At 67.9% G+C, this 23,320-nt stretch carries 20 protein-coding genes; 13 read left to right on the top strand and 7 right to left on the bottom strand.

Features of this window, described 5'->3' with window-relative positions; genetic code table 11:
* The first annotated feature begins 96 nt into the window (after positions 1 to 96).
* The gene (cax, locus tag ACYVO7_RS15995; RefSeq protein ID WP_460450898.1) at positions 97 to 1,209 is read left to right on the top strand and encodes a calcium/proton exchanger; all 1,113 of its coding nucleotides are present in this window, start codon (positions 97 to 99) and stop codon (positions 1,207 to 1,209) included.
* Between the two features lie 10 nt (positions 1,210 to 1,219).
* On the opposite strand, the gene fabI is transcribed toward cax, so the two are convergent.
* Together fabI and ACYVO7_RS16005 are read right to left on the bottom strand one after the other, a co-directional pair.
* Positions 1,220 to 1,981, bottom strand: a complete 762-nt coding sequence (gene fabI / locus ACYVO7_RS16000) for an enoyl-ACP reductase FabI (RefSeq protein WP_460450801.1) — start codon at positions 1,979 to 1,981, stop codon at positions 1,220 to 1,222.
* A gap of 27 nt (positions 1,982 to 2,008) precedes the next feature.
* Entirely contained in the window at positions 2,009 to 4,219 is a 2,211-nt protein-coding gene (locus tag ACYVO7_RS16005) for a DUF3141 domain-containing protein (RefSeq protein WP_460450802.1), read from the bottom strand.
* Between the two features lie 391 nt (positions 4,220 to 4,610).
* Between ACYVO7_RS16005 and ACYVO7_RS16010 the strand changes: the two genes are divergently transcribed.
* From ACYVO7_RS16010 to ACYVO7_RS16020, 3 genes are all read left to right on the top strand, one after another.
* Positions 4,611 to 5,123 carry a hypothetical protein gene (locus tag ACYVO7_RS16010; RefSeq protein WP_460450803.1) on the top strand — a complete coding sequence of 171 codons (513 nt, stop codon included), beginning with the start codon at positions 4,611 to 4,613 and terminating at the stop codon, positions 5,121 to 5,123.
* Between the two features lie 46 nt (positions 5,124 to 5,169).
* The gene (ppk2, locus tag ACYVO7_RS16015; RefSeq protein WP_406858666.1) at positions 5,170 to 5,946 is read left to right on the top strand and encodes a polyphosphate kinase 2; all 777 of its coding nucleotides are present in this window, start codon (positions 5,170 to 5,172) and stop codon (positions 5,944 to 5,946) included.
* A 168-nt stretch (positions 5,947 to 6,114) separates the two neighbouring features.
* Positions 6,115 to 7,854, top strand: coding sequence for a SulP family inorganic anion transporter (locus tag ACYVO7_RS16020; RefSeq protein WP_460450899.1), 1,740 nt, complete (start codon positions 6,115 to 6,117; stop codon positions 7,852 to 7,854).
* A gap of 34 nt (positions 7,855 to 7,888) precedes the next feature.
* On the opposite strand, the gene ACYVO7_RS16025 is transcribed toward ACYVO7_RS16020, so the two are convergent.
* Positions 7,889 to 8,647: a helix-turn-helix domain-containing protein gene (locus tag ACYVO7_RS16025; protein ID WP_460450804.1), complete on the bottom strand. Its 759-nt coding sequence runs from the start codon at positions 8,645 to 8,647 to the stop codon at positions 7,889 to 7,891.
* Positions 8,648 to 8,832: 185 nt separating this feature from the next.
* On the opposite strand from ACYVO7_RS16025, the gene ACYVO7_RS16030 reads away from it, so the two are divergent.
* On the top strand, positions 8,833 to 9,366 hold the full coding sequence (locus tag ACYVO7_RS16030; protein ID WP_460450805.1) for a hypothetical protein: 534 nt from the start codon (positions 8,833 to 8,835) through the stop codon (positions 9,364 to 9,366).
* Between the two features lie 27 nt (positions 9,367 to 9,393).
* On the opposite strand, the gene ACYVO7_RS16035 is transcribed toward ACYVO7_RS16030, so the two are convergent.
* From ACYVO7_RS16035 to ACYVO7_RS16045, 3 genes are all read right to left on the bottom strand, one after another.
* Positions 9,394 to 11,364, bottom strand: coding sequence for a hybrid sensor histidine kinase/response regulator (locus ACYVO7_RS16035; protein WP_460450806.1), 1,971 nt, complete (start codon positions 11,362 to 11,364; stop codon positions 9,394 to 9,396).
* 149 nt (positions 11,365 to 11,513) lie between these two features.
* Positions 11,514 to 11,978: a host attachment protein gene (locus ACYVO7_RS16040; RefSeq protein WP_460450807.1), complete on the bottom strand. Its 465-nt coding sequence runs from the start codon at positions 11,976 to 11,978 to the stop codon at positions 11,514 to 11,516.
* Between the two features lie 22 nt (positions 11,979 to 12,000).
* A complete protein-coding gene (locus ACYVO7_RS16045; RefSeq protein WP_460450900.1) occupies positions 12,001 to 12,984 on the bottom strand; it encodes a zinc-dependent alcohol dehydrogenase family protein in 984 nt (327 codons plus the stop codon).
* 281 nt (positions 12,985 to 13,265) lie between these two features.
* Here ACYVO7_RS16045 and ACYVO7_RS16050 point away from each other — a divergent pair, with 281 nt between their 5' ends.
* The 8 genes from ACYVO7_RS16050 (at position 13,266) to ACYVO7_RS16085 (ending at position 22,604) form a co-directional block, all read left to right on the top strand.
* Positions 13,266 to 14,078 (top strand): class I SAM-dependent methyltransferase, encoded by an 813-nt coding sequence (locus ACYVO7_RS16050; protein ID WP_460450808.1) that lies wholly within the window; start codon positions 13,266 to 13,268, stop codon positions 14,076 to 14,078.
* 162 nt (positions 14,079 to 14,240) lie between these two features.
* Complete coding sequence (locus ACYVO7_RS16055) at positions 14,241 to 16,148, top strand: ABC transporter substrate-binding protein (RefSeq protein WP_460450809.1); 1,908 nt, start codon at positions 14,241 to 14,243, stop codon at positions 16,146 to 16,148.
* Positions 16,149 to 16,229: 81 nt separating this feature from the next.
* Positions 16,230 to 17,234 (top strand): ABC transporter permease, encoded by a 1,005-nt coding sequence (locus tag ACYVO7_RS16060; RefSeq protein WP_460450810.1) that lies wholly within the window; start codon positions 16,230 to 16,232, stop codon positions 17,232 to 17,234.
* Positions 17,234 to 18,100, top strand: coding sequence for an ABC transporter permease (locus ACYVO7_RS16065; protein ID WP_460450811.1), 867 nt, complete (start codon positions 17,234 to 17,236; stop codon positions 18,098 to 18,100). The genes ACYVO7_RS16060 and ACYVO7_RS16065 overlap by 1 nt, the downstream gene beginning before the upstream one ends.
* Positions 18,097 to 19,149 carry an ABC transporter ATP-binding protein gene (locus ACYVO7_RS16070; protein WP_460450812.1) on the top strand — a complete coding sequence of 351 codons (1,053 nt, stop codon included), beginning with the start codon at positions 18,097 to 18,099 and terminating at the stop codon, positions 19,147 to 19,149. The genes ACYVO7_RS16065 and ACYVO7_RS16070 overlap by 4 nt, the downstream gene beginning before the upstream one ends.
* Positions 19,146 to 19,964 (top strand): ABC transporter ATP-binding protein, encoded by an 819-nt coding sequence (locus ACYVO7_RS16075; RefSeq protein WP_460450813.1) that lies wholly within the window; start codon positions 19,146 to 19,148, stop codon positions 19,962 to 19,964. The genes ACYVO7_RS16070 and ACYVO7_RS16075 overlap by 4 nt, the downstream gene beginning before the upstream one ends.
* 28 nt (positions 19,965 to 19,992) lie before the next feature.
* Positions 19,993 to 21,537 carry an arabinosylfuranosidase ArfA gene (gene arfA, locus ACYVO7_RS16080; RefSeq protein ID WP_460450814.1) on the top strand — a complete coding sequence of 515 codons (1,545 nt, stop codon included), beginning with the start codon at positions 19,993 to 19,995 and terminating at the stop codon, positions 21,535 to 21,537.
* 38 nt (positions 21,538 to 21,575) lie between these two features.
* A complete protein-coding gene (locus ACYVO7_RS16085; RefSeq protein ID WP_460450815.1) occupies positions 21,576 to 22,604 on the top strand; it encodes an ArsR/SmtB family transcription factor in 1,029 nt (342 codons plus the stop codon).
* On the opposite strand, the gene ACYVO7_RS16090 is transcribed toward ACYVO7_RS16085, so the two are convergent.
* Entirely contained in the window at positions 22,601 to 23,320 is a 720-nt protein-coding gene (locus tag ACYVO7_RS16090; RefSeq protein ID WP_460450816.1) for an NAD(P)H-dependent oxidoreductase, read from the bottom strand. The genes ACYVO7_RS16085 and ACYVO7_RS16090 overlap by 4 nt on opposite strands.

The raw sequence follows: 23,320 nt of genomic DNA on the forward strand, positions 1-23,320 counted from the left end.
AAAGCATCGCGCCTGACGCAGATCAGTTCATGGCGCGGGGCGTCTGCCATGGTCGGGTTCACGAGCGTCGTCACCTCGGACATCGAGCGCGAAGACATGGCCCAGCTCCTCAAGGAGATCCGCCGTAACCCGCTGCTCTGGCTGCTGGTCTTCGTGCCTGTCGTGTTCGTGGTGGAGAAAGTCGCGCCACACTCCCCGTCCCTGATCTTCGTTCTCTCCATCCTGGCGATCACGCCGCTGGCGGCCCTGCTGAGCCACGCCACCGAAGCCATCGCGGCCAAGACGGGGGATGCGACCGGGGGTTTGCTGAACGCGACCCTCGGGAACATGACGGAGCTGGTCATCGGCCTGGCGGCGCTGCGGGCCGGCGACTACACGCTGGTGAAGGCCTCCATCGTGGGCGCCATCGTCGCCAATACGCTGTTCATGCTAGGCGCGTCCTTTCTGCTGGGCGGGCTGAAACACCACATCCAGGAGTTCAATCGGGCGACGGTCCGGATGCAGGCCTCTCTCCTGTTTCTCGCCACGGTGGCGCTGCTCGCGCCCTCCATCGCGGCCGATTCGGACCCGGGCGGGAGCCTCGGCTTCGTGAGGCGGCTCAGCGTCGGCCTCTCCTTCCTGCTCATCGCCGCCTACGGGCTTGGCATGCTTTTCACGCTCAAGACCCACCGGGAGGCGTTCGGGAGCGTCGCGGCGGACGACGCCGCCGCTCCTGCGCACTGGCCCCTCTCTCTGGCGTTGTCGACGCTCGCGGGGGTGACGATCCTGGTCGCCCTGGTCAGCGAGATCTTCGTCGGCGTCGTGCAGGCTGGCGCGGAGGCCTTCGGCATGACCCAGGCCTTCGTCGGCTTCGTCGTGGTCGCCCTTGTGGGAGGCGCGGCGGAGATGGCGTCCGCCTTCTCGGCGGCGCGGAAGAACCATCTCGACCTCAGCGTGGGCATCGCGCTGGGAAGCGCATCGCAGATCGCCCTGTTCGTCGCGCCCGTGCTGGTCCTGCTGAGCTATCTCATCGGCCCCCATCCGATGGACCTCCAGCTCTGGCCGGGAGCAGTCGTCATGATGATGATCAGCGTGCTGGCGGCCACGTTGGTGACCAGCAGCGGGCGCTCCGCCTGGTTCGTCGGCGCGCTGCTGCTGATGGTCTACGCCGTTTTCGCGATGACGCTCTACCTGGCGCCGCCGGCGGCCGGAGGCGTCGCCCCGTCATGAGCCGACCGCCTCAGCCCATGATGTGGTAGCCGCCGTCCACGTGGATGGTCTCGCCCGTGATGCTGCGTGAGCCCGCCAGAAACGCCGCCATGGCGCCCACGTCTTCGATGGTGGCCAGGCGCTTCATGGGAGCCCGATCCCTCGCCTCGTCCAGCATCGTGTCGAATTCGGCGATGCCGCCGGCCGCCCTGGTCGCGATGGCGCCGGGAGAGAGCACGTTCACGCTTACGCCCCTGGGGCCCAACTCGGAGGCGAGCTCCCGCGCCATGGCCTCCAGAGCCGCCTTGACCGGGCCCATCATGTTGTAGGTCGAGACGACCTTCTCCGCGCCGTAGAAGCTGACCGTGATGCATGCGCCCCCGTCGCTCATCAGCGGCTCGAAGGCTTTGCACAGCCGGGCGAAGGAGTGGACGGAGATGTCCATGGCGAGCGTGAAACCATCGGGCGAGGTGTCCAGCACCCGGCCATGAAGGTCGTCCCGCGGTGCGAAGGCGATGCAGTGCACCAGGACGTCGAGGCGTCCCCACGCCGCGGCGATCTCGTCCACGAGCGCCTGCTGCTGGTCGGGGCGGGCCACGTCGAGAGGTGAGCACAAGGTCGCATCCAGCCTTTCGGCGAGCGGACGCACATAGGCCTCCGCCTTTGGGTTGACGTAGGTCAGGGCGATGTCGGCCCCCGCCGCCCGAAGCGCCGAGGCGATGCCCCACGCGATCGACCGGTCGTTGGCGACGCCGACGACGAGCGCCTTCTTGCCGCTCAGCATGTCAGCCATGGTTTGAGCCTCCGAGCTCAGGTCCGTTCAGGCCGCCGACGATGGCGTGGCGGCGAGTTTCGGCGACGACGGACTGAAGATCCGGGCGATCTCATGGAAGCGCGCGGTCTCGTCCTCGCTCCGATCGCGGCTCTCGAAGACCGTGCGGATCATGTCCAGGCCTCTGCGGCGCTCCGACCGGTCGTCCGGCAGCAAGCGCGGCAGCGTTTCGAGAGCGCCGTTCTCGTCCAGACTGACGGTCAGGGACTGGCGGCGCACCGCCTCCTTGAACCGTTCCTTGCCCACCTTGAGGCTGGAGGGAAGGGCGGCGCTGAGACTCTTCAGGGCGGAGAACCCCCGTTCGTCGCCGACCCGGCCGGCGCCGTGCGAAATGTAGAGGAGCGCTCTCACGATGGCGTCCACGAGGTCTCCGCGGTCCATCCCGGCGCGCAGCTTCGCTTCCTCCGCGTCCGCCGTCGTCCGCCTCGCGAGATCCCGAATGGCGTGCGGCCGCTCCGATTCATCCTCGCTGCTGACGCCGACGAGCGCCTGGAGCGACGGCGACCCATAGGTCGCCAGGAAGACCTGCTCGGTCATCATGTCGCGGAACGCTCCCCACAGCTTCAGCGATTGCGAGATCTGGGCCGCGGCCGCGGTCTCCAGCTGACGCAGCGGGTTCGCGTCATCGACCGGCCGCCGGTCCGCTCGCACCTTTTCGGCCAGGGACGCGATCAGGGGAGCCGCGGGATTCTGATCCGAGAGGGCGGCGAAACGCAGCCGGTGGGGATGCATGTTCCGCAGCCACTCGGCCGTCTGGTCCGTCGACATCTGGCGCACGAAGGGGGCGGCGAAGGTCTGGTAGAGGCCCTTGTTGATCTCCGACACCCGAGCGACCGTGGCGAAGCGGGTCTCGTCCTCGGCCGAATTGGTCCCGAAGTTCCGGATGTCGTCCAGCGTGCGCTTCTCGAGCGCGAAGACGTAGCGTCCCTCGACCAGGTCCGCCCGCGCGGTGTCCGGCCCCGCCTCCGAGATCACCGCCTCGTAGAGGCCGGGCGGCAGGAGATCGATCATGTCGATGCACGAGGCGAATTCGGCGTGCTCCTTCGTGGCCACCTTGCCGGAGACGAAGATGCCGAGATGGCCGATGCTCTGATGCACCGAATACACGACCGTCTGGCCGGTCCGGATCAGGTCGTCGACGTCCCGGTAGAGATCCAGGAGCCACCCGAGCGCCTGCTGGGGCGGCGTGATGTCGTCCCCGTGGGAGCAGAACACGATGATGGGGGACGCGATGTTGCGCAGGTCCACGCGCTCGCCGTCGCGCGTCGTGATGGCGCATTCGCCGAGCTTGTTGCCCACGAAGAGCTTGTCCGCGATCCACTGCATTTCGGTGGCGTTGAGCAGCACCGGCGAGCCCCACCACGTCTCGAAGTCGAGGAAGCGCTGGGGCTCCGTGTCGATCTTCGAATACACATTGTAGGCCTTCTCCCAATAGGTGTTGTCGGGATGCAGGCTCTCGAAATTGGCGACGAGATGCGCGCCGTCGAACACGCCGTGGCCGAGGTCCCCCGCCAGCGCGGTCAGCCATGTCCCGCCGAGCAGGCCTCCCAGATACCGCATGGGGTTCTGGCCTCTCACGCCCGCCCAGTAGGACAGCGGCGATCCGGCCACGATGATCGGGCCGACGAGATCCGGACGGAGCGCCGCCACGATCATGATCTGCCAGCCCGCCTGGCAGTTGCCGATCAGGCAGGGCTTCTCGGTGGTCTCCTTCTCGATCTCGATGACGCGTTCGATGAAGTGCGCCTCGGCGGCGCACACGTCCTCGATCGTCTGTCCCGGGACGGGGCTGGGCAGGAAGCCGACGAAGTAGCAGGGATGGCCGGCCTTCAGGGCCACGCCGATCTCGCTGTCCTGCTTCATTCCCCCGATGCCCGGTCCGTGCCCTGCGCGGGGGTCGAAGACGATGAAGGGCCGCTTGGTCGGGTCGATCGTCACGTCCTTGGGCGGCTTGATGCGCACGAGCACATAGTTCACCGGCCGCGCGAGCGTCCGCCCGTCCAGCACCAGCTCCGCGTCGAAACTCAGAACGTGCGGCGCCTGCTTGCGGGACTGCTCCAGATAGGTGTTGCCGCGCCGCCGAACGGTGTCGAGCATCAGGACGGACCTCTGCCAGGCGTCGACCCAATAGGCGCCGACCGCCGAGAGGGGCGCCGGGGTCGCGTCGGACAGTCTGTTCACAGGATCGTTCGTGCTCATGGCGGCCTCACAGGGAAGTTGAGAAACAAACCAGCCACGGCTTAGTCCTTATGGTCTAAGTGGCCATAGCGGATGGTCGTGAAGGGGTCTCTACGGTCGCCAGAGAGTAAACTGATCACGGCGGCAAGCATTTGATCTCCATCATTGCGCTCCGGACTCTCCGGGTCGATGCTTTGAACCGACTTCCGATTTCGATCGGGACGCGCAAACGCTCGCCTTGTCCTCGCGACGATCCGAAGTTGCATCGTCGCCTCGGCGGCGGTTCTTCCTGAGTGGATCGCGGGCCAGCGTCTTCGCGCCTGCCTTCACCCTTGAGCGCCACGTCTAGACGCCCCGGGCGTCGCAGCGCCGGCGCTCCACGCGAGTTTTTGTCGCCCGAGAGGAGTTCACGATGTCCGTGGCCCAAAATTCCGATCCCCGTCCCACGCAGGCGCTTGGGGACGAAGCCTTCATGACCGCCGAGGAACTGCGCCGCTACATGGACGAGATGGCCATGGCGCAGGCCTCGTCCGAAGTGAACGTCATGGCCCAGGCCGAGAGGGCGCAGGCCGAGCTGATCAAGACGATGTCGAAGACGATCGAGGTCACGCCCGAGGTGGTGGCGTCCCTCAAGAAGCGCCTGCTGTCCTCGATGCGGGATGCGGCCAAGCGTGGGGCGACCGAAATGATGGTCATGCGCTTCCCCAACGCGCTGTGCACCGATGGCGGACGCGCGATCAACAACTCGGAGGAGGGGTGGCCGGAGACGCTGGCCGGGCGCCCCCGCCAGGCTTACGAGTTCTGGCGCGATCACCTTCGGCCCGCGCAGTACAAGCTCAAGGCCATGATCATCGACTGGCCGCGGGGCATGCCCGGCGACGTCGGCTTCTTCCTCAGCTGGGCCGGGCGGAAGCTGGACCACTAGACGGCGACGAGCGGCTGCGATGGAGGCCAGCGTGGACTCGGATTTCATGAAGCCCGTGAAGACGAAGGACTACAACAAGAAGCTCCGGGAGCTTCACGGCGAGCTCGTGAAGCTTCAGCTCTGGGTCCGGCACGCCGGCGCGAAGGTCTGCATCGTCTTCGAGGGCCGCGACGGCGCGGGAAAGGGCGGGGTGATCAAGGCCATCATGGAGCGGGTGAGCCCCCGGGTGTTCCGCGTGATCGCGTTGCCGCCGCCGTCCGACCGCGAGAGATCACAGATGTACATCCAGCGCTACCTGCCGCATCTGCCGGCGGCGGGCGAAATCGTGATCTTCGACCGGAGCTGGTACAACCGCGCCGGCGTGGAGCGCGTGATGGGCTTCTGCACGGACGAGCAGGCGGAGCGCTTCCTCGCTTCGGTGTCCGGCGTGGAAAAGGCCATCGTCGATTCAGGAGTGATCCTGCTCAAATACTGGCTGGAGGTCAGCCCCGGCGAGCAGACGCGCCGCATCGAGCAGCGCATCGCGGATCCGCGGAAGATCTGGAAACTCTCGCCGATGGACCTGAAGTCCTACAGCCGGTGGTTCGATTACTCGCGGGCTCGCGACGACATGTTCCTGGCGTCCGACACCGCTTGGGCGCCGTGGCATCTCGCCCAGTCGGATGACAAGAAGCGGGCGCGCCTGAACATCATCTCCCACATCCTGTCATCCATTCCCTACAAAGAGCTGCCGCGAGACAAGATCAAGCTGCCGAAACGCCAGAAGGCGCACGGATACGTCGAGCCCGACTACCCGTACAGGATGGTGCCGGAGATCCATTGACGGCGCCCGCTGTCGGGGAAACGCCGACCCTTCGGCGGCGACCGCCTTATCCCGCGACGTCACCAGATCCCCGGAGAGGGCAGGCGCGTGTCCAACGACAATCCTCCGCCCGGCGGCGAAACGCGCCCGGCTTTCCGCCCCTCCCCGGGGCCGGCGCCGGGGGCGCCGCTGGCCGGCCCGCCCGCCGCGCAGACCGGCTGGAAGCGCTGGGCGCCGGGAGCCGAGATCCTGTCGCGCTATGAGTGGGGATGGTTCCCGCATGATCTCGTGGCCGGCCTGGTTCTGACGACGATGCTGGTGCCGGTCGGGATCGCCTATGCGGTCGCGTCCGGATTGCCCGGGATCTACGGGCTTTATGCGACCATCGCGCCGCTGACGGCGTACGCGATCTTCGGGCCGAGCCGGATCATGGTGCTGGGCCCCGATTCGTCGCTGGCGCCCGTCATCCTCGGGGTCGTGCTTCCGCTGTCGGCGGGCGATCCCGGGCGTGCGGTCATGCTGGCCGGCGCCATGGCGATCGTGTCGGGCTTCGTCTGCATCATGGGGGGCGTGGCGCGCCTCGGCTTCGTGACGGAGCTGCTGTCCAAGCCGATCCGCTACGGCTACATGAACGGCATCGCGCTGACGGTGCTGATCGGCCAGACGCCGAAGCTGCTCGGGTTCTCGGTGACGGCCGACGGCCCGCTCAGGGGCCTGTGGGCCATCGCCGAGGGCGTGATCAGCCATCGCACGAACTGGGCGGCGTTCGCCGTCGGTGCGGGGACGCTTCTCGTGATCCTCGCCCTCAAGCGGTGGCCCAAGATCCCCGCCATCCTGGTCGCCGTCGCAGGCGCGACGGCCGCGGTCAGCCTCTTCGACCTCGCCGACAGGGCCGGCGTGGCCGTGCTGGGGCCGCTGCCGGGCGGCCTGCCGCATTTCGTGGTCCCGCTCCCCGGCCTGGACGATCTCCTTCCCGTGTTGATCGGAGGGCTCGCGGTCGCTCTCGTCTCCTTCGCGGACACGAGCGTTCTGTCCCGCGTCTACGCCGCCCGGACGGGAGCGCCTGTCGATCCCAGCCAGGAGATGGTGGGCCTGGGGGCGGCCAACCTCGCGGCGGGGCTCTTCCAGGGCTTTCCGATCAGCAGCAGTTCGTCGCGCACGCCTGTGGCGGAGGCGGCCGGCGCCCGCACGCAGGTGACGGGCCTGGTCGGGGCGCTCTGCGTCGCGCTGCTGCTGCTCTTCGCGCCCAACCTGCTGCAGAACCTGCCCTCCGCCGCATTGGCGGCTGTCGTGATCGCGTCGGCCATCGGGCTGATCGAAATCGAGGGGCTGGTCCGCATCCATCGCATGCAGCCCTGGGAGTTCTGGCTTTCGATCGCATGCCTCGTCGGGGTGGCCGTGCTCGGCGTCATCCCGGGGATCGGCTTCGCCCTCTCGATCGCCGTCATCGAGTTCCTCTGGGATGGATGGAGGCCTCATTCGGCCGTGCTCGGACGCGCCGACGGGGTGAAGGGGTACCACGACCTGAGGCGCTACCCCGACGCGCGTCAGATCCCCGGCCTGCTGCTGTTTCGCTGGGACGCCCCGTTGTTCTTCGCCAACGCCGAATTCTTCCGCGAGCGCATTCTCCAGGCGGTTTCCGAGGCGCCGACGCCGGTGCGGTGGCTCGTCGTGGCGGCCGAACCCGTCACCAGCGTCGATGTGACGGCCGCCGATGCGCTCTCCGAGCTGGTGGAGGCGCTGCGCTCCATGAGCATCGACCTGCGCTTCGCCGAGATCAAGGACCCGGTCAAGGACAAGCTCAAGCGGTTCGGATTGCTCGAGCAGATCGGAAGCGGCTCGTTCTATCCGACCATCGGCGAAGCCGTGAAGGACTACCTCGCCGCCCATCCGGCGACGCGGTCCGACTGGCGCCGGCGAGCGCCTTGAAAGGCCGCGGCGGGCGCGGCGTCGCGGCCGGTCGTCAGGCGCGGACGCGCCCGTCGGTCACTCCGTCCACGGTCCCCGCGAGGGCGATCAGCTTCGACGGGTTGGAGAGTCGGATGCGGTGAGCCCCCTTCATGCCGATGTAGCCTGTCTTACGCAGTCTGGTCATCGACCGACAGACCGTCTCCATCGTGAGGCCCAGATGGTCGGCGATGTCGGCGCGAGGCATCGCGAGATCGAATTCCACCCCGGCGCTCAGGTCTCCGGTGAGCTTGCGGGCCATCTGGCACAGGAACCCGGCGAGCCGAGCCTCGGCGCACTGATGCACCAGGATCATCATCTGATCCTGCGCGGCGCAGAGTTCGTCCCGCACATGGTCGCAGACGAGCTGCGGGCCGCAGGGCCAGTCATGCAGAAACGCGTCCAGCTGGCGCCTGGTGATCTTCATCACCTTCACGGGCGTGATCGCCTCCGCGCTGAACAGGTACCGGTCCTTGAAGGACAGACCCAAGACGTCGCCGGCCGATGCGAAACCCGCGATGGCGCGGCGCCCGTCGTGAAGGATCCGGCAGATCCGAAGCAATCCCTCCGAGATCTTGACGATGTGCTCGGCCTTGTCGCCCTCCCAGAACAGGGTCCGCCCGGACGCGACGCTCTCGACCGCCGCGCCTTCGAACACCGCGTCCAGGGACAGATGTTCGTCCTTCTCCATGCGCCCGTGGGGAGACAGGAACGCCTGCCCCGTCCCGGCCGCCGCCGGCCCGCGATGGGACGCCAGTTTGACGATGCTACTCATGACGCTTCCCCGATCGAAGTGATCGTCGCGGGCGCCGATCGCGCCGTGACGCATGTTTCGAGCCGATGGGCCGCCGCCCTCGAGCCTGGGCGTGCGGTACGCGTGAGACGCCAGGGAGATCCTGGCGCCAGGCGGACTTGCCGGTCCGCAAGAATTCAACCTAAGGCTGTGCCCGACCCTTTTCCGTGACATGGATCAAGATGGCAGCGGGTTTCGGGCTCATAATGTCTGCCGGCATGTTCGGCGCGGGGCTGACGATGGGGCCGGAATTTCGATTTTCGCCGCTCAACGCCGCCCATGTCGGGCCGGCCTTTCCTTTGCTCTGCACCGTCGCGCCCCGGATGACGATGCCGGAGTGGCGCATGCTGTGCGGCCACTTCTCGGGCGGATCCTCACGCGGCTATGTGCTGAAGAGAGACGCCTACGTCCGAGGTCTCTGCCTGGCCTATGTCGAGCATTCGCCAGCCTACGGCGCTATCCTCCGAGTGCCGGTGTTCGTGGTCGCAAGCCTCTTCGAACAGGCCCAGGCAGCCGGCTTCATGATCCGCTCCCTGCTGGATGTCTGTCAATCGGATGGTTTGGCTTTGCTCCGGATCGAGACCGCCGCCGAGGACCGGCAGACCTGCGACCTGCTTCACCGGCTCGATCCGGCCCGCGTCGACCAGCACGTCGCATTCTCGTTTCCGGCGGCCTCGCACGCCGACGCCGCCGGGAGGTGAGGACAGAAGGCCGCGAGCGTCGCCGGCCTACTTCGAACGGAACGGGGGCGCGTCGCCGCTGGGCTGACGGGCCCGGAAGGCGGCCGAGATCGCGGCCGCGAGCTCCTGCTGCATGAACGGCTTCATGAGCCGCTGCGCGCCCCGGGCGGCGCCCTGCTCGAGGTCCGCGTAACCGGTCGCCAGAACGATGGGCAGGTCCGGCCATTGCTCCTGCACGGTCTGGATCAGCTGCGCTCCGGTCATGCCCGGCATCAGGTGATCGGTCACCAGCAGGCCCAGGCCGTCGTCCCGCTGCAGGATCCGCAGCGCCTGCTCGCCTGAGCTCGCCTCCAGCACCTCGTGCCCGAGGTCCTCCAGCATCGCCGACGTGTTGGCCAGGACCAGGTTGTCGTCGTCGACGACCAGGATGCGCATGGGCCCCGTCTGTTCCGTCGCGGTCCTCGGCTGGGGCGCGGGCGCGGGGCGCGGGATCCGACTGCCCGCGGGCAGCAGCAGTTCGGCGGTGGTTCCCTCGCCGGGCGCGCTGCGCAGCCTCAGCCGGCCGCCAGACTGGGTCGCGAAGCCGTGCGCCATGGAGAGCCCCAAGCCGGTGCCCTTGCCGACGCCCTTGGTCGTGAAGAACGGCTCCACGGCCCTGGCCAGCGTCTCGGCGTCCATCCCGTGCCCGTCGTCCTGCACGCGCAGGCACAGATAACGCCCCGGCGCGGTTCCGTCGACGTCCGCGACGTCCAGCGCCGCCTCCTCCGCCGAGATGACGATGGCGCCCCCGTCCGGCATGGCGTCGCGGGCGTTGACGGCCAGGTTCAGGAGCGCCAGCTCGAGCTGGTTGGGATCCGCAAGCGCGGGCCGGAGCACGAGCGGAAAGTGGGTGCTGATGTGGATCCGCGGGCCGATCGAGCGTTGCAGCATGTCCGCCAGGCCGCGGACGAGGTCGGGCACGTCGACCGCCTCGGTCTTGAGCTCCTGGCGCCTGGCGAAGGCGAGCATGCGCTGGGTCAGCGCCGCGCCGCGCTTGGCCGCCTCGATCGAATTCTCGATCAGCAGCTTGAACCGGTCGTCGAGGCCCGGGCGGCGGCGCATCAGATCGAGATTGCCGAGCACCACGGCCAGCAGATTGTTGAAGTCATGGGCCACGCCGCCCGTGAGCTGGCCGATCATCTCGAGCTTCTGCGACTGCACGAACCTCGCCTGTGCGTCCTGCAGGGCGAGCTGGGCGTTGCGCCGCTCGGTGACGTCGCGCGTGATCTTGGCGTAGCCGAGCAGGCCGCCTTGAGCGTCGCGTATCGGGTCGATCACCACATCGGCCCAGAAGCGCGTGCCGTCCTTGCGGACCCGCCACCCTTCCATGGCGAAGCGGCCCTCCCGCTCCGCCGTCGCGAGCGCCCGGGCGGGCAGGCCGGCCTCGCGGTCCTCCTCGGTGTAGAAGCGCGAGAAGTGCTCGCCGACGATCTCGGCCTCCGTGTAGCCCTTGAACTGCTCGGCGCCGGCGTTCCAGTTCGTCACCCGCCCGAGCGGGTCGAGCATGTAGATGGCGTAGTCCTTGATCCCCTTCACCAGCAGGCGGAAGCGCTCTTCGCTCAGGCGCAGTCTCTCCTGCGCCTCCTTCTTGTCGCTGATGTCGCGCGTGATCTTGGCGAAGCCGAGAAGCTGGCCGGAGCGGCCGCGGATGGGATCGATGACAACATGCGCCCACATGCGCGTGCCGTCCTTGCGCACGCGCCAGCCTTCCTGCTCGAATCGGCCCTCTCCCTCCGCCATCGCCAAGGCGCGCGCCGGCAGCCCGGAGGCCCGGTCTTCGTCGGTGTAGAAGCGGGAGAAATGCTGGCCGAGGATCTCGTCGCGCTCATAGCCCTTGAAGCGCTGGGCGCCGGGGTTCCACGTGATCACGACCCCTGTCGGGTCGAGCATGTAGATCGCGTAGTCGGTGATGGACTGGACAAGAAGCCGAAAGCGCTGCTCCTCCCCGCCGGACTCGATCGAACTGGAGGTGGGGGGCATCGAGGAATGGATCTCCTTCAGGTCGGCAACGCCCCAGCCTGCCGGGCGCGTCGGTTCAGTTCCCGGGCGTGCGAGACCGCGCGCCGGCGCGCCAGGTCGCTTGAACGGCCGCGCCCTCCCGGCGACCAGCGCCAGGATGGGGCCACGGATCACTTTCGCATGGCGAGACGGCTCTCGATCTCGGCCACCGTGTGCTTGGTGAGGTCCACCGCGGCTTCGCCGGCCACCGCCGCCTGGGTGGCCGGCGACAGGCTCTCGCGCAGAGCCGACAGGGTGCGCGGCGGCGCGAAGATGACCAGGGACGGGGCCGCGTGCTGGCTCATGGCCGCGTCCGTGCGCTTGGCCACCTCTTCGGCGAAGGCCCGCTCGGCGGCGTCGTGCCAGTCGGTCTGGTCCATCGCGCTACGGCGGCCCTGGTGCAGATCCACGCGGCCCGGCCGGTCCGTCCCCTGGCTGTGCGTGGGAGGATTGGGCGGAGCGTCGCGCTGCTCGAGCAGCTGCAGTCTGGGTGCCGCGGGGGTTCCGGCGTTCTGGAACAGCAGCGACTTGCGGCCGTCGGTGACGAGGACCAGGCCGCCGTGAGTGGCGATGAACTGATGCTTGGATGCGCTCATGGGATCCTCCAACACGTCGGCTTCAGGGCACGAGAACGGCGGCGCCGCTCAGGCGGCCGCTTCGAAGATCGGCGAGCGCCTCGTTCGCGGCCCCGAGCGGGTAGGGGACCGTCGACGTCGTCACCCCGGCCCGCGCGGCGGCGGGGAAGAACGCGGCCGCGTCGCGGCGCGTCAGGTTGGCCACCGACACGATCTCGCGCTCGCCCCAGAGAAGGCCATAGGGAAAGCGTGGAATGTCGCTCATGTGGATGCCCCCGCAGACCACCCGGCCGCCCTTGCGCAGCTGGGCGAGCGCCGTGGGGACGAGATCCCCGACAGGCGCGAAAAGGATGGCGGCGTCGAGGCGGTCTGGCGGCGCCTCGTCCGACCCGCCGGCCCATGCGGCTCCGAGCGAGCGGGCGAAATCCTGGGCGGCCGCGTCCCCCGGCCGCGTGAAGGCGTAGACCTCCCGTCCCTGGGCCCTGCAGATCTGGCAGAGGATGTGGGCGGCGGCGCCGAAGCCGTAGAGCCCGACGCGGCGCGCCTCGCCCGCCTTGACGAGGCACCGCCATCCGATCAGCCCCGCGCAGAGGAGCGGGGCCAGCGCGACCGGATCGGCCTCGCCGTCCAGAGGCAGGACGAAGTCGGCGGCCGCGACCATGTGGGTCGCGTAGCCTCCGTCCCGCGTGTAGCCGTTGAACTGGGGCGCGTCGCAGAGGTTCTCCCGGTCCGTCCGGCAATAGGGGCACCGGCCGCAGCTGTGGCCGAGCCATGGCGCGCCGACCCTCTCGCCGAGCGCGCGCCCCGCCACGCCTTCCCCGAGTGCGGCCACCCGGCCCACCACCTCGTGGCCGGGGACGAGAGGCAGCCGGGGAGAGCCGAGCTCGCCGTCGACGATGTGCAGGTCGGTCCGGCAGACGCCGCACGCCTCCACGGCGATCAGGATCTCGCCCGGGCCGGGACGCGGGCAGGGCCGGCGCTCGAGGCTCAAGGGAGACCTGGCCCTGTCGAGCGTCATGGCCGTCATGACCGAGGTCTCGCTCATGTCGTCCCCTCAGGTGGGCCGGCGCGGGCCGCCGCCGGGCTCGCGCCACGCATGGTCGCGCCGGTCGGCCCAGGCCGCAACTCCGCGCCATGGCCTACGACGGATCAGGCGTCCGACGATCGCGACGCAGCGAAGGGCGGCCGCCATGGGCCGCTCTTCGCCCGCGCCCCTCCCGTCCCGGCCCCGGCCCGCCCGCGCGGCGTGCAATTTCGGCGGATCGGTCTATTCTGATCCGGCCTTCATCCTTGCCGCCGAGAGTTCGGATGACACAGACCGACCGGAACTTCTCAGGGTCGATCGCTGAGGTCTATGACCGCCTGATGGTCCCCCTGATCTTCGAGCCCTATGCCGAGGATCTGGCCCGAAGGGTCGCGGCCCTGTCGCCCGGCGCCGTCCTGGAGACAGCAGCCGGCAGCGGGGCGGTGACGCGCGCTCTGGCGCCGAAGCTCGGGCCCGACGCGCGCTATGTGGTGACGGACCTGAACAAGCCGATGCTGGACCGCGCGCAGCGTCGGCAGGAGGGGGATGGCCGCCTCACATGGATCGAGGCCAACGCCTTGAGCCTGCCTTTCGAGGACGCCTCGTTCGACGTCGTCCTGTGCCAGTTCGGCGCCATGTTCTTCGGCGATCGGGTCGCGGGCTATCGCGAGGCGCGCAGGCTTCTCAAGCCGGGCGGCCGCTTCATCTTCAACGTGTGGGACCGCATCGAGGAGAACGATTTCGCCCTGGTGGTCCAGGACGCGCTCGGGGAGCTCTATCCGGACGACCCGCCCCGCTTCATGGCCCGTACGCCGCATGGCTATCACGACGTGGACCTGATCCGCCGCGACGTCGAGGCCGCCGGCTTCTCCGCCGTCGAGATCACGACGCTGGCGCAGGAAGGCCCCGCAGACGCGCCCTTCACCGTCGCCACCGCGTTTTGCCAGGGCACGCCGCTGCGCGGCGAGATCGAGGCGCGCGACCCGCAGGGGCTCGACCGGGCGACCCGGGCCGCCGCGGCGGCGCTGGAGAAGCGCTTCGGAAGCGGCCCGCTGTCCGGTCCCCTGAAAGCCCATGTGATCGAGGCGGCAACCTGAACCAGGGCGCGGCCGACGAGCGGAGCCGCGGTTGCGGGCCCGGGCTCATCATATCGAACCTTCGGATACACATCCGAAAGCTGGTTGTTGATGGGCCGGGCGCGATCTATGCTCCTGAGATAAGCGAACGCTGACACAAAGCGCCGCATCAGGGAGGATCAGATGAGCCGCACAACTCGTGCATGGCTGTTGGCAGCATGCGCCATCGGGCCAAGTCTTCTCGGTCTCACATCCGCCGCTTATTCTCAGGGCATTCCCCAGAATATTCCGAGAAACGAGACGCTGATCCTCGAAAATCCTGAGGGGACGATCAAGAACGCCGGCTGGTTCAACATCTGGGCCATCAATGCAGGCAGTCAGTCCAACGGACTACAGCAGGCCGCGCTGGATACGCTCTGGTATATCGACCCGGAAAGCGGGATCGATGGGGTGTGGGACAACTCGCTGGCGTCCGAGAAGCCCAAATACAACGCCGACTTCACCGAAATGACCGTGAAGCTGCGCAAGGGCATCTTCTGGAGCGACGGCGTGGAGTTCTCGGCCGCCGACGTGGTCGGCACCGTCGAGACCCAGATCAAGAATCCCAACATGCGCTTCAGCGCCGTGCTGGCCAACAACGTCGCCAGCATGGAGACGCCGGACAGCAGCACCGTCATCTTCAAGCTGAAGAAGCCGAATTCCCGCTTCCACACCAACTTCACGGTGCGCTGGGCCGGCATTTGGATCATGCCGAAGCATGTCTTCGACAAGGTCGCCGACCCGTTGAAGTTCGACTTCAACAAGCCGGTGTCGCTGGGCGCCTACACGCTCAACAGCTTCGACCCCGACGGCAAGTGGTACATCTGGCAGCTGCGCGACGACTGGCAGCGCACCTCGCTGGGCCGCTTCGGCAAGCCCGGGCCGAAATATCTCGCCTATGTGGACCCGGGCCCGCCCGACAAGCGCGTGATCGCTCAGCTCAACCATGAGCTCGACGTCATTCACGACATCGCCCCCGAGGGCATGTTCACGCTGGCCAAGCAGAGCAAGACCACCACGGCCTGGTTCAAGGGCTTCCCTTATGGCCACCCGGATCCGACCCTGCCGGCGCTGGTGTTCAACACCCAGAACGAGAACTTCAAGAACAAGGACGTGCGCTGGGCGCTGGCGCTGCTGATCGACATCAAGGCCGTCGCGATGGCGGCCTATCGCGGAGCGGCGACGATCTCGGCCATCGGCGTGCCGCCGACCGGCAAGCATCCCGAAGCCTATCACCAGCCCATGGAGGCCTGGCTCAAGGATTTCGAGGTCGACACCGGCAAGCAGAAGTTCAAGCCCTACGACCCGACCGTCGGCAAGCAGATCGCCGACATGCTGCGCCCCTCGCTGGGCGAGCAGATCCCGCAGGACCCCAAGGAGATCGCCAAGGCCTTCGGCATGGGCTGGTGGAAGACCAACCCGCAGGCCGCGCAGGAACTGCTCGAGAAGGCCGGCTACAAGAAGGTCGGCGGCCAGTGGCAGACGCCTGAGGGCAAGCCGTTCACGATCCGCGTCATGGTGGAGGGCGACCTCCGGCCGGTCATGACCCGCGCCGGCAGCATGATCGCGCAGCAATGGAAGCAGGCCGGCATCGACGCCAAGATCGACGTCGCTCAGGGCACGCTGCTGACGCGGCGCGGAGCGGGCGACTTCGACACCTTCATCGGCTGGAGCGTCGAGACCTGGGGCGGACACCAGGACCTGTCCTACTTCATGGACAGCTGGCATTCGCAGTTCGTCGCCGAGCCGGGCAAGCCGCAGCCGCTGCGCAACTGGCAGCGCTGGTCGAGCCCCGAACTCGATAAGATCATCGAGCAGACGCGCACGATCGACTTCGACGACCCGAAGGCGATCGAGCTCGGCAAGGACTACGTGAAGCTCGCCGCGCGCGAGATGCCGACCATTCCGCTGATGGCCTACAACGTCTTCACCGCGATGGACCAGACCTACTGGACCGGCTTCCCGACCGCCGAGAACCCCTACGCCAACCCGGTCACGAACTGGGGCAACTCGCGCTACATGTTCGTGAAGCTCAAGCCGACCGGCAAGTAAGGCGCACAGCGCCTCCACAACGTCCGGAGACGGGCGGCGACCCCTTCGCCGCCCGAACGCCCCCCGCATCCCGGAAGGCCCATGAGCGGTTACCTCGCATATCTGGCCAAGCGGCTCGGGCAATTCGTGCTGGTCGTCTTCATCGGCGTGAACATCGCCTATGTGGTCACGCACGCCACGCCCATCGATCCGGTCGAGCAGTCGATCTCGGCCGTGACCTCCTTCGGCAACACGGCGCCAGAAGCGATCGAGCAGATGCGCCAGTCGCTCAAGGAGCTCTACGGCGTCGGCGGCACGTGGCGGGAGCAGTACCTCACCTTCTGGTCGCGCATCCTGCGGGCTGATTTCGGCCCGTCGATGTCGGCCTTCCCGACGCCGGTCTCGGCCCTGATCGGCCGCGCTCTCCCCTGGACGGTGGGGTTGCTGGTGGTGTCGACGCTGGTCACCTGGGCGCTGGGCAACCTGCTGGGCGGGCTCGCCGGCTATTACCAGCGCAGCCGCTCCTTCAAGCTCATGGGCGTGGTCGCGATGGGGCTGCACCCGATCCCCTATTACATCGTCGCCCTCATGCTCCTGATCGTGTTCGGCTTCCTGTGGCCGGTGCTGCCGATCACGGGCGGCTCGGCCATGAACCTGCCGCAGGGCTGGACGCTGGCCTTCATCGGCAGCGTGCTGAAGCACTCCATCCTTCCCGCGCTGTCGCTGATCCTGATCGGGGTCGGCAGCTGGTTCCTGGGCATGCGCTCGCTGGTGTCCAACATCGTCACCGAGGACTACGTGCAGTTCGCCGAACTCGGCGGTGTGAACCGTCGGCGCATCCTCGGCTCCTATGTGATGCGCAACGCGCTGGGGCCGCAGGTGACCGGGCTCGCGATGTCGCTCGGCGGCATCTTCAACGGCGCCATCATCACCGAGAAGGTGTTCGGCTATCCGGGCGTCGGCACGCTGCTGGTGGACGCGGTCTACGCCGGCGACTACGGGCTCGTGCTCGGCGTCACCACGATCTCCATCCTGGGCGTGTCGGCCGGCGTGCTGGCCATCGACCTGCTCTACCCGCTCCTCGACCCACGCGTGCAGGCGACCTGATGCTGGCGATCCTGCGCGACCTCCTCAAATACAATCTCGAATTCCGGATCGGGATCATCCTGGTCGGGATCGTGGTCGGGCTCTCGGTCCTGTCCGTGTTCTCGCCCTATCCGCCGGGGGACGTCTATGTCGTCCCGCCTGACGTTCCGCCCTCGACCGCCTACTGGTTCGGCACCACCTCGCGCGGACAGGACGTGTTCTGGCAGGTCTGCGTCGCCATCCGCAACACGCTGTTGTTCGGCCTCACTGTGGCGGCGATCAGCCGGGTGCTGTCGCTCGTCATCGGGTTGCTCAGCGGCTACAAGGGCGGCTGGATCGACCGGGCCCTGATGGCGCTGAACGACACCTTCATCGTCATTCCGCTCTTTCCCATCCTGGTGCTGTTCTACTTCGTCATGCGCGACAGCATGACGTGGCTGATGCTGGCCATGATCATGGCGACGCTGGGCTGGGCCTATGACGCGCGCCTGATCCGCGCTGTCGCGATGAGCCTCAAGACCCGGGAGTTCAGCCAGACGGCTGTGTTCTCGGGCATGAGCACCCGCGAGATCCTGACCCGCGAGCACCTGCCCTACGTCATGCCCATCGTGTTCTCGACCACGATGAACAACATGAACTGGTCGATCGGCCTCGAGGTGACGCTCTCGGTGCTGGGCTTCACGGACATCAACACGCCTACGATCGGCGGCATGATCTACTGGGCCAACCAGCACACCGCCATCGTGGCCGGGGTCTGGTGGTGGATCGCCTTTCCGATCGCGGTGGTGATCATGGCCTTCGTGGGCCTGTTCCTGCTGGCCGTGTCGATGAACGAGTATATCGATCCGCGCAGCCGGCTGAGCCGCATGGGCGGAGGCGCCCGATGAGCGGTCCCGTCGCCCTCCACTCCCCGACGACGCCCGTTTCAGGCGCCGCGCCGGATCGCGACCCCGTACTGCGCGTGGAAGACATCCAGGCCCATTTCCGGACGCAGCATTTCGGCGTGAGCCGCGAGGTCCGCGCCGTGGACGGCGTGACCTTCGACGTGCGCCGCAACGAGATCTATGGGCTTGCGGGCGAATCCAGCTCCGGCAAGACCACGCTGATCAAGACCATCGCGGGCGCGATCAAGCCGCCTTTGCAGGTGGTGGGCGGGAGCGTTCGGTTCAGCTTCATGCCGGGCTATCCGGGCCTGCACGCCGCGCCCCCGGCCGAGGTGGAGCGGGTGCGCTGGCGCCACCTCTCCTATGTGATGCAAGGCTCCATGAACGTGCTGAACCCGATGCGCCGGGTGATCAGCACCTTCCAGGACTTCGCCTGGCGGCACCTCGGCGGCTCGCGCAAGCAGTTCGAGGAGCGCGTCGTCGCGCATCTGGCGCGGGTGAGGCTGGATCCGGCGGTGCTGCGCGCCTATCCGCACGAGCTCTCGGGCGGCATGCGCCAGCGCGTCACCATCGCGCTCGCGACCATCTGCAAGCCCGACTTCATCATCGCGGACGAGCCCACGACCGCGCTGGACGTCATCGTCCAGAAGGACGTGCTCGGCATGATCCGCGGCATCCAGCAGGAGATGGGCTCCTCGGTGCTGTTCGTCACGCACGACATGGGCGTGCACGCGCATCTCACCGACCGGCTCGGCATCATGTATGGCGGCCGGCTCGTCGAGGAGGCGCCGACGCCGGAGATCTTCTCCCGGCCGCTGCACCCCTACACGATCTACCTCATCGGCAGCCTGCCCCGCATCGGCGACGACACCCCGCGCAAGAGCCTGGAGGGCAGCCCGCCCAATTTGGCCGACCCGCCCACCGGCTGCCGCTTCCACCCGCGCTGCCCGCTCGCCATGGAGGTCTGCGCCCGGCAGGTCCCGCCCATGGTGGAGAGCCTTCCCGGCCACCGGGTCGCCTGCCACGCCGTCAACCCGGGAGCGGCCGCATGAGCGAGGCGCTGCTCCGGCTGGACCACGTGTCCAAGACCTTCTCGCGCGGCGGCTTCTTCAGCCGACGCCGGATCGAGGCCGTGAAGGACCTGTCCTTTTCGATCGCGGCCGACAGGCCCGAGATCTTCACGATCATCGGCGAGTCCGGGAGCGGCAAGTCCACCACCGCCCGCATGATCCTCGGCATCGAGCGCCCGACGGGCGGCAGCCTGCAGTTCGACGGGCTCGACGTCGGCGCGCTCAACGGCAAGGCCGACCGGATGCGGTTCATGCACGCCGTGCAGCCGATCTTCCAGAACCCGTTCGAGGCCTTCAACCCGCTGAAGCAGCTCGACCGCTACCTCTTCCTCACGGCCCGCCGCTTCGGCGCAGCGCGAGACCAGGCGGAGGCCGAGCGGCTGGCCGACGAGGCGCTGCGCAAGGTCGGCCTGTCGCTGGCGGAGGCCAAGGGCCGCTTTCCGCACGAGCTCTCGGGCGGCCAGCTGCAACGCGTCGCTATCGCGCGGGCGCTGCTGTCCAACCCGAAGCTGATCGTGGCCGACGAGCCGGTGTCGATGGTGGACGCCTCGCTGCGGATGGCGATCGTGAACCTGTTCAAGGCGCTGCGAGACGATCTCGGCATCTCGATCATCTACATCACGCATGATCTCGCCACTGCGTACTCGATCAGCGACCGCATCATCATCATGCAGAAGGGCGAAGTCGTGGAGGCGGGCGACGCCCGCGCCGTGCTGGCCGCCCCTCAGCACCCCTATTCACGCCAGCTGCGCGAGGCGGTGCTGACGCCCGACTCGCCGCGGGCGCTCGCATCCTGAAACTCAGAACCCCTCCCGGGAGACCACGATGAGAAAAGCCACCGTCCTTATGGATCGCGATTTCGCGATCGGGCAGACCGACCCGCGCCTGTTCGGCGCCTTCGTCGAGCATCTCGGGCGCTGCGTCTATGGCGGCATCTACGAGCCCGGCCACGCCACCGCGGACGAGAAGGGCTTTCGCCGCGACGTGCTGGACCTCGTGCGCGAACTCGGCCCCACCATCATGCGTTACCCCGGGGGTAACTTCGTTTCGGGCTACAACTGGGAGGACGGCGTCGGCCCGGTCGAGCAGCGCCCGGCGCGGCTGGATCTCGCCTGGTTCTCGACCGAGCCGAACACCTTCGGCACCAACGAGTTCATGGACTGGTGCAAGGCCGCCGAGGTCGAGCCCATGATGGCCGTGAACCTCGGCACGCGCGGCGGCGACGCGGCGCGAAACCTCGTCGAGTACTGCAACCATCCGGGAGGCACCTACTGGTCCGACCTGCGCAAGCAGCACGGCTGGGAGCAGCCGCACGCCGTGAAGTTCTGGTGCCTGGGCAACGAGATGGATGGCCCCTGGCAGATGGAATACAAGACCGCCACGCAATACGGCATGGTCGCCAAGGAAGCGGCCAAGATGATGCGCTGGATCGACCCCACCATCGAGCTCGCCGCCTGCGGCTCCTCGGCGCGCAACATGCCGACTTACGGACGCTGGGAAGACGAGGTGCTCGAGCACACCTTCGACCACGCCGAGTTCATCTCGCTGCACACCTATCTCAACAACTACAAGGAGGACACGGCGTCCTTCCTGGCCTCGCCGGACCTGATGGACAACTTCATCGACGAAGTCGTGGCCATCGCGGACGGCGTCGCGGCGCGCCGGCGCTCCACCAAGCGCATGATGCTGAGCTTCGACGAGTGGAACGTCTGGTACCGGACCCGCCGCAAGCGTCAGGATCGGGTGAAGGAAGGCTGGCCGGTGGCGCCGCCGATCCTGGAGGAGATCTACACGATGGAGGACGCGCTCGCCTTCGGCGGCGCCTGCATCTCCCTCCTCAACCACGCCGACCGCGTGAAGTCGGCCTGCCTGGCGCAGCTCGTCAACGTGATCGCGCCGATCATGACCGAGACCGGCGGCCCGGCCTGGCGCCAGACCATCTTCCACCCCTTCGCGCAGATGTCGAAGTTCGGCCGCGGCAAGGTGCTGCGCGCCCAGGTCGAAAGCGAGAGCTACGACTCCGAATACTACGACCCGCGCGGGTCGCAGGAGGTGTCCTACCCGGTCACCAACGTGGCCTACCTGAAGCTCTCGGCCGTGGCCAACGAGGACGGCGGGCTGTCGCTGTTCCTGCTCAACCGCGACATCGCGCAGGAGATGGAAGTGAGCATCGACGTGCGCGGCTTCGGCCGGCTCGCGGTCGGCGAGGCCCTCGAATTGCGGCACGACGATCTCAGCGCGATCAACGACAAGAACGCGCCTGATCGCGTCGCCCCGACGGCGCTGTCGGGCGTCGTGGTGGACGGCGGGCGAATCCGCGCGACGCTGAAGCCGGCGTCCTGGAACGTCGTTCACCTGACGGCCAACTGACGCCGCCGGCCGCCAGCCGGTTCGGCGAGGAGCGCGACATGCTGGACCGCAAGGGCGCAAAGACCGCGACGGGCTCGAGCCAGCCCGTCGCAAAACCGAAAACCGGCGACGACGCGCGCGAGGCCGCGGGGCGAAGCTTTCTCGTCGTGAACCCCGAGCGCCAGTTCGACGTGATCCGCGGACTGGCCTCGCCGGTGCGCGTCCGCATCCTGCGGCTGCTGCGCCGCAGCGGAGCGCTGAACGTCAACCAGATTGCCGAGAAGCTGGGGCTGCCGCAGTCCACCATTGCGACCAACATCCAGATCCTCGAAGACGCCGAGCTGATCCTCACCGACGTGGTCAAGGCCGCGAAGGGGCAGCAGAAGATCTGCTCGGCGCGCTTCGACGAGATCGTCGTGCGCCTCGACGCCGACGACCCCAGCCGCGAAAAGAACGTCATCGAGGTGGAGATGCCGCTCGGCCTCTACACCAGCTACGACGTCTCCGCGCCCTGCGGCATGTGCTCCACCCAGAGCATCATGGGCGTGCTGGACGTGCCGGACCTCTTCCTCGATCCCTGCCGCGTGCAGGCGGCGCTGATCTGGTTCGGGCGGGGCTTCGTGGAATACAAATTCCCGAACAACGCCAAGGTGCTGAAGGCCGACCTCGCCGAGATCGAGTTCCAGATGGAGCTGTCGTCCGAGGTGCCGGGCACCAACACGAATTGGCCGTCCGACATCAGCTTGTGGGTGAACGGCGTGAAGGCCGGCACCTGGACCTGCCCGGGCGACTATGGCGACCGCCGCGGCGCCCTGACGCCGCGCTGGTGGAAGCTCGAAGGCTCGCAATATGGCGTGCTGACCCGTTGGCGCATCACGCCCTCAGGGTCCTTCATGAATGACGAGAAGCTCTCGGACGTGTCGCTGGCCGACCTGTCCCTCTCCGACCACCACTCGATCCGCCTGCGCGTCGGCATCGAGCCGAGCGCGTCGCATCCCGGCGGCGTCAACATCTTCGGGCGCGGCTTCGGCAACCACAACCAGGACATCCTGATGCGGCTGCACCTGCGGCCGCGCGAGGCGCGCTAGACCTTGCGGCCCCACGCGGCGGCCCCGACCCCGCTGAGGCTGGCCTGCGCATCCAGTTCTGTGCGCCGGACAGGGGTGCCGACCGCGGCCGTCACCGTGTCGGCCCAGGCGCGCAGATAGGCCTCGCGCTCGGCGTCGGCGACGCGCGGCGCCGCGTAGGCCACGAAGGGCGGAAGGACCTCGTATCCCATGTATTGGAGCAGCAGCCGCTCCACCGGATAGAGCACCTGGCCGATCTCGCCATAGACGCCCTCCGGCGAGAAGCGTTCGGGCGTGCCGCCGGTCGTGACCGAGAACAGGGCCCGGCGGCCCTGGAAGAGGCCGGTCTCGAAGCGTCGCCCGTCCACATAGGCGAACCCATAGGCGAGCACGCGCTCAAACCAGCCTTTCAGGATCGCCGGCGGCGCTCCCCACCAAAGCGGGAACTGCAGGATGAGCACGTCGGCGGCGCGCACGCGCTCCTGCTCGCGCCGGATGTCCGGCGCAAAGCCGCCCGTACGGGCGGCGAGTTCCTGCTCGGCCTGATAGTGGAACCGGTCCGGATCCGCCACGGAGGTGAAGTCGTGCCGGCCGGCGACGGGATTGAAGCCTTCTCCATAGAGATCGGAGACCTCGGCCTCGTGCCCCGCGGCCCGGATCGCCGCCACCGCGGCGTCGCGGAGCGCGGCGTTGAAGGAGGTCGGCTCGGGATGGGCGTAGACGATGAGAGCCCGCAT

Source organism: Alsobacter sp. SYSU BS001988, from assembly GCF_054796215.1.

Coding starts and splice junctions, on each gene's coding strand:
- cax (WP_460450898.1), top strand. CDS start 97: ATGGCCCAGCTCCTCAAGGAGATCCGCCGTAACCCGCTGCTCTGGCTG.
- fabI (WP_460450801.1), bottom strand. CDS start 1,981: ATGGCTGACATGCTGAGCGGCAAGAAGGCGCTCGTCGTCGGCGTCGCC.
- ACYVO7_RS16005 (WP_460450802.1), bottom strand. CDS start 4,219: ATGAGCACGAACGATCCTGTGAACAGACTGTCCGACGCGACCCCGGCG.
- ACYVO7_RS16010 (WP_460450803.1), top strand. CDS start 4,611: ATGTCCGTGGCCCAAAATTCCGATCCCCGTCCCACGCAGGCGCTTGGG.
- ppk2 (WP_406858666.1), top strand. CDS start 5,170: ATGAAGCCCGTGAAGACGAAGGACTACAACAAGAAGCTCCGGGAGCTT.
- ACYVO7_RS16025 (WP_460450804.1), bottom strand. CDS start 8,647: ATGAGTAGCATCGTCAAACTGGCGTCCCATCGCGGGCCGGCGGCGGCC.
- ACYVO7_RS16035 (WP_460450806.1), bottom strand. CDS start 11,364: ATGCCCCCCACCTCCAGTTCGATCGAGTCCGGCGGGGAGGAGCAGCGC.
- ACYVO7_RS16040 (WP_460450807.1), bottom strand. CDS start 11,978: ATGAGCGCATCCAAGCATCAGTTCATCGCCACTCACGGCGGCCTGGTC.
- ACYVO7_RS16045 (WP_460450900.1), bottom strand. CDS start 12,984: ATGACGGCCATGACGCTCGACAGGGCCAGGTCTCCCTTGAGCCTCGAG.
- ACYVO7_RS16050 (WP_460450808.1), top strand. CDS start 13,266: ATGACACAGACCGACCGGAACTTCTCAGGGTCGATCGCTGAGGTCTAT.
- ACYVO7_RS16055 (WP_460450809.1), top strand. CDS start 14,241: ATGAGCCGCACAACTCGTGCATGGCTGTTGGCAGCATGCGCCATCGGG.
- ACYVO7_RS16060 (WP_460450810.1), top strand. CDS start 16,230: ATGAGCGGTTACCTCGCATATCTGGCCAAGCGGCTCGGGCAATTCGTG.
- ACYVO7_RS16065 (WP_460450811.1), top strand. CDS start 17,234: ATGCTGGCGATCCTGCGCGACCTCCTCAAATACAATCTCGAATTCCGG.
- ACYVO7_RS16070 (WP_460450812.1), top strand. CDS start 18,097: ATGAGCGGTCCCGTCGCCCTCCACTCCCCGACGACGCCCGTTTCAGGC.
- ACYVO7_RS16075 (WP_460450813.1), top strand. CDS start 19,146: ATGAGCGAGGCGCTGCTCCGGCTGGACCACGTGTCCAAGACCTTCTCG.
- arfA (WP_460450814.1), top strand. CDS start 19,993: ATGAGAAAAGCCACCGTCCTTATGGATCGCGATTTCGCGATCGGGCAG.
- ACYVO7_RS16085 (WP_460450815.1), top strand. CDS start 21,576: ATGCTGGACCGCAAGGGCGCAAAGACCGCGACGGGCTCGAGCCAGCCC.
- ACYVO7_RS16090 (WP_460450816.1), bottom strand. CDS start 23,320: ATGCGGGCTCTCATCGTCTACGCCCATCCCGAGCCGACCTCCTTCAAC.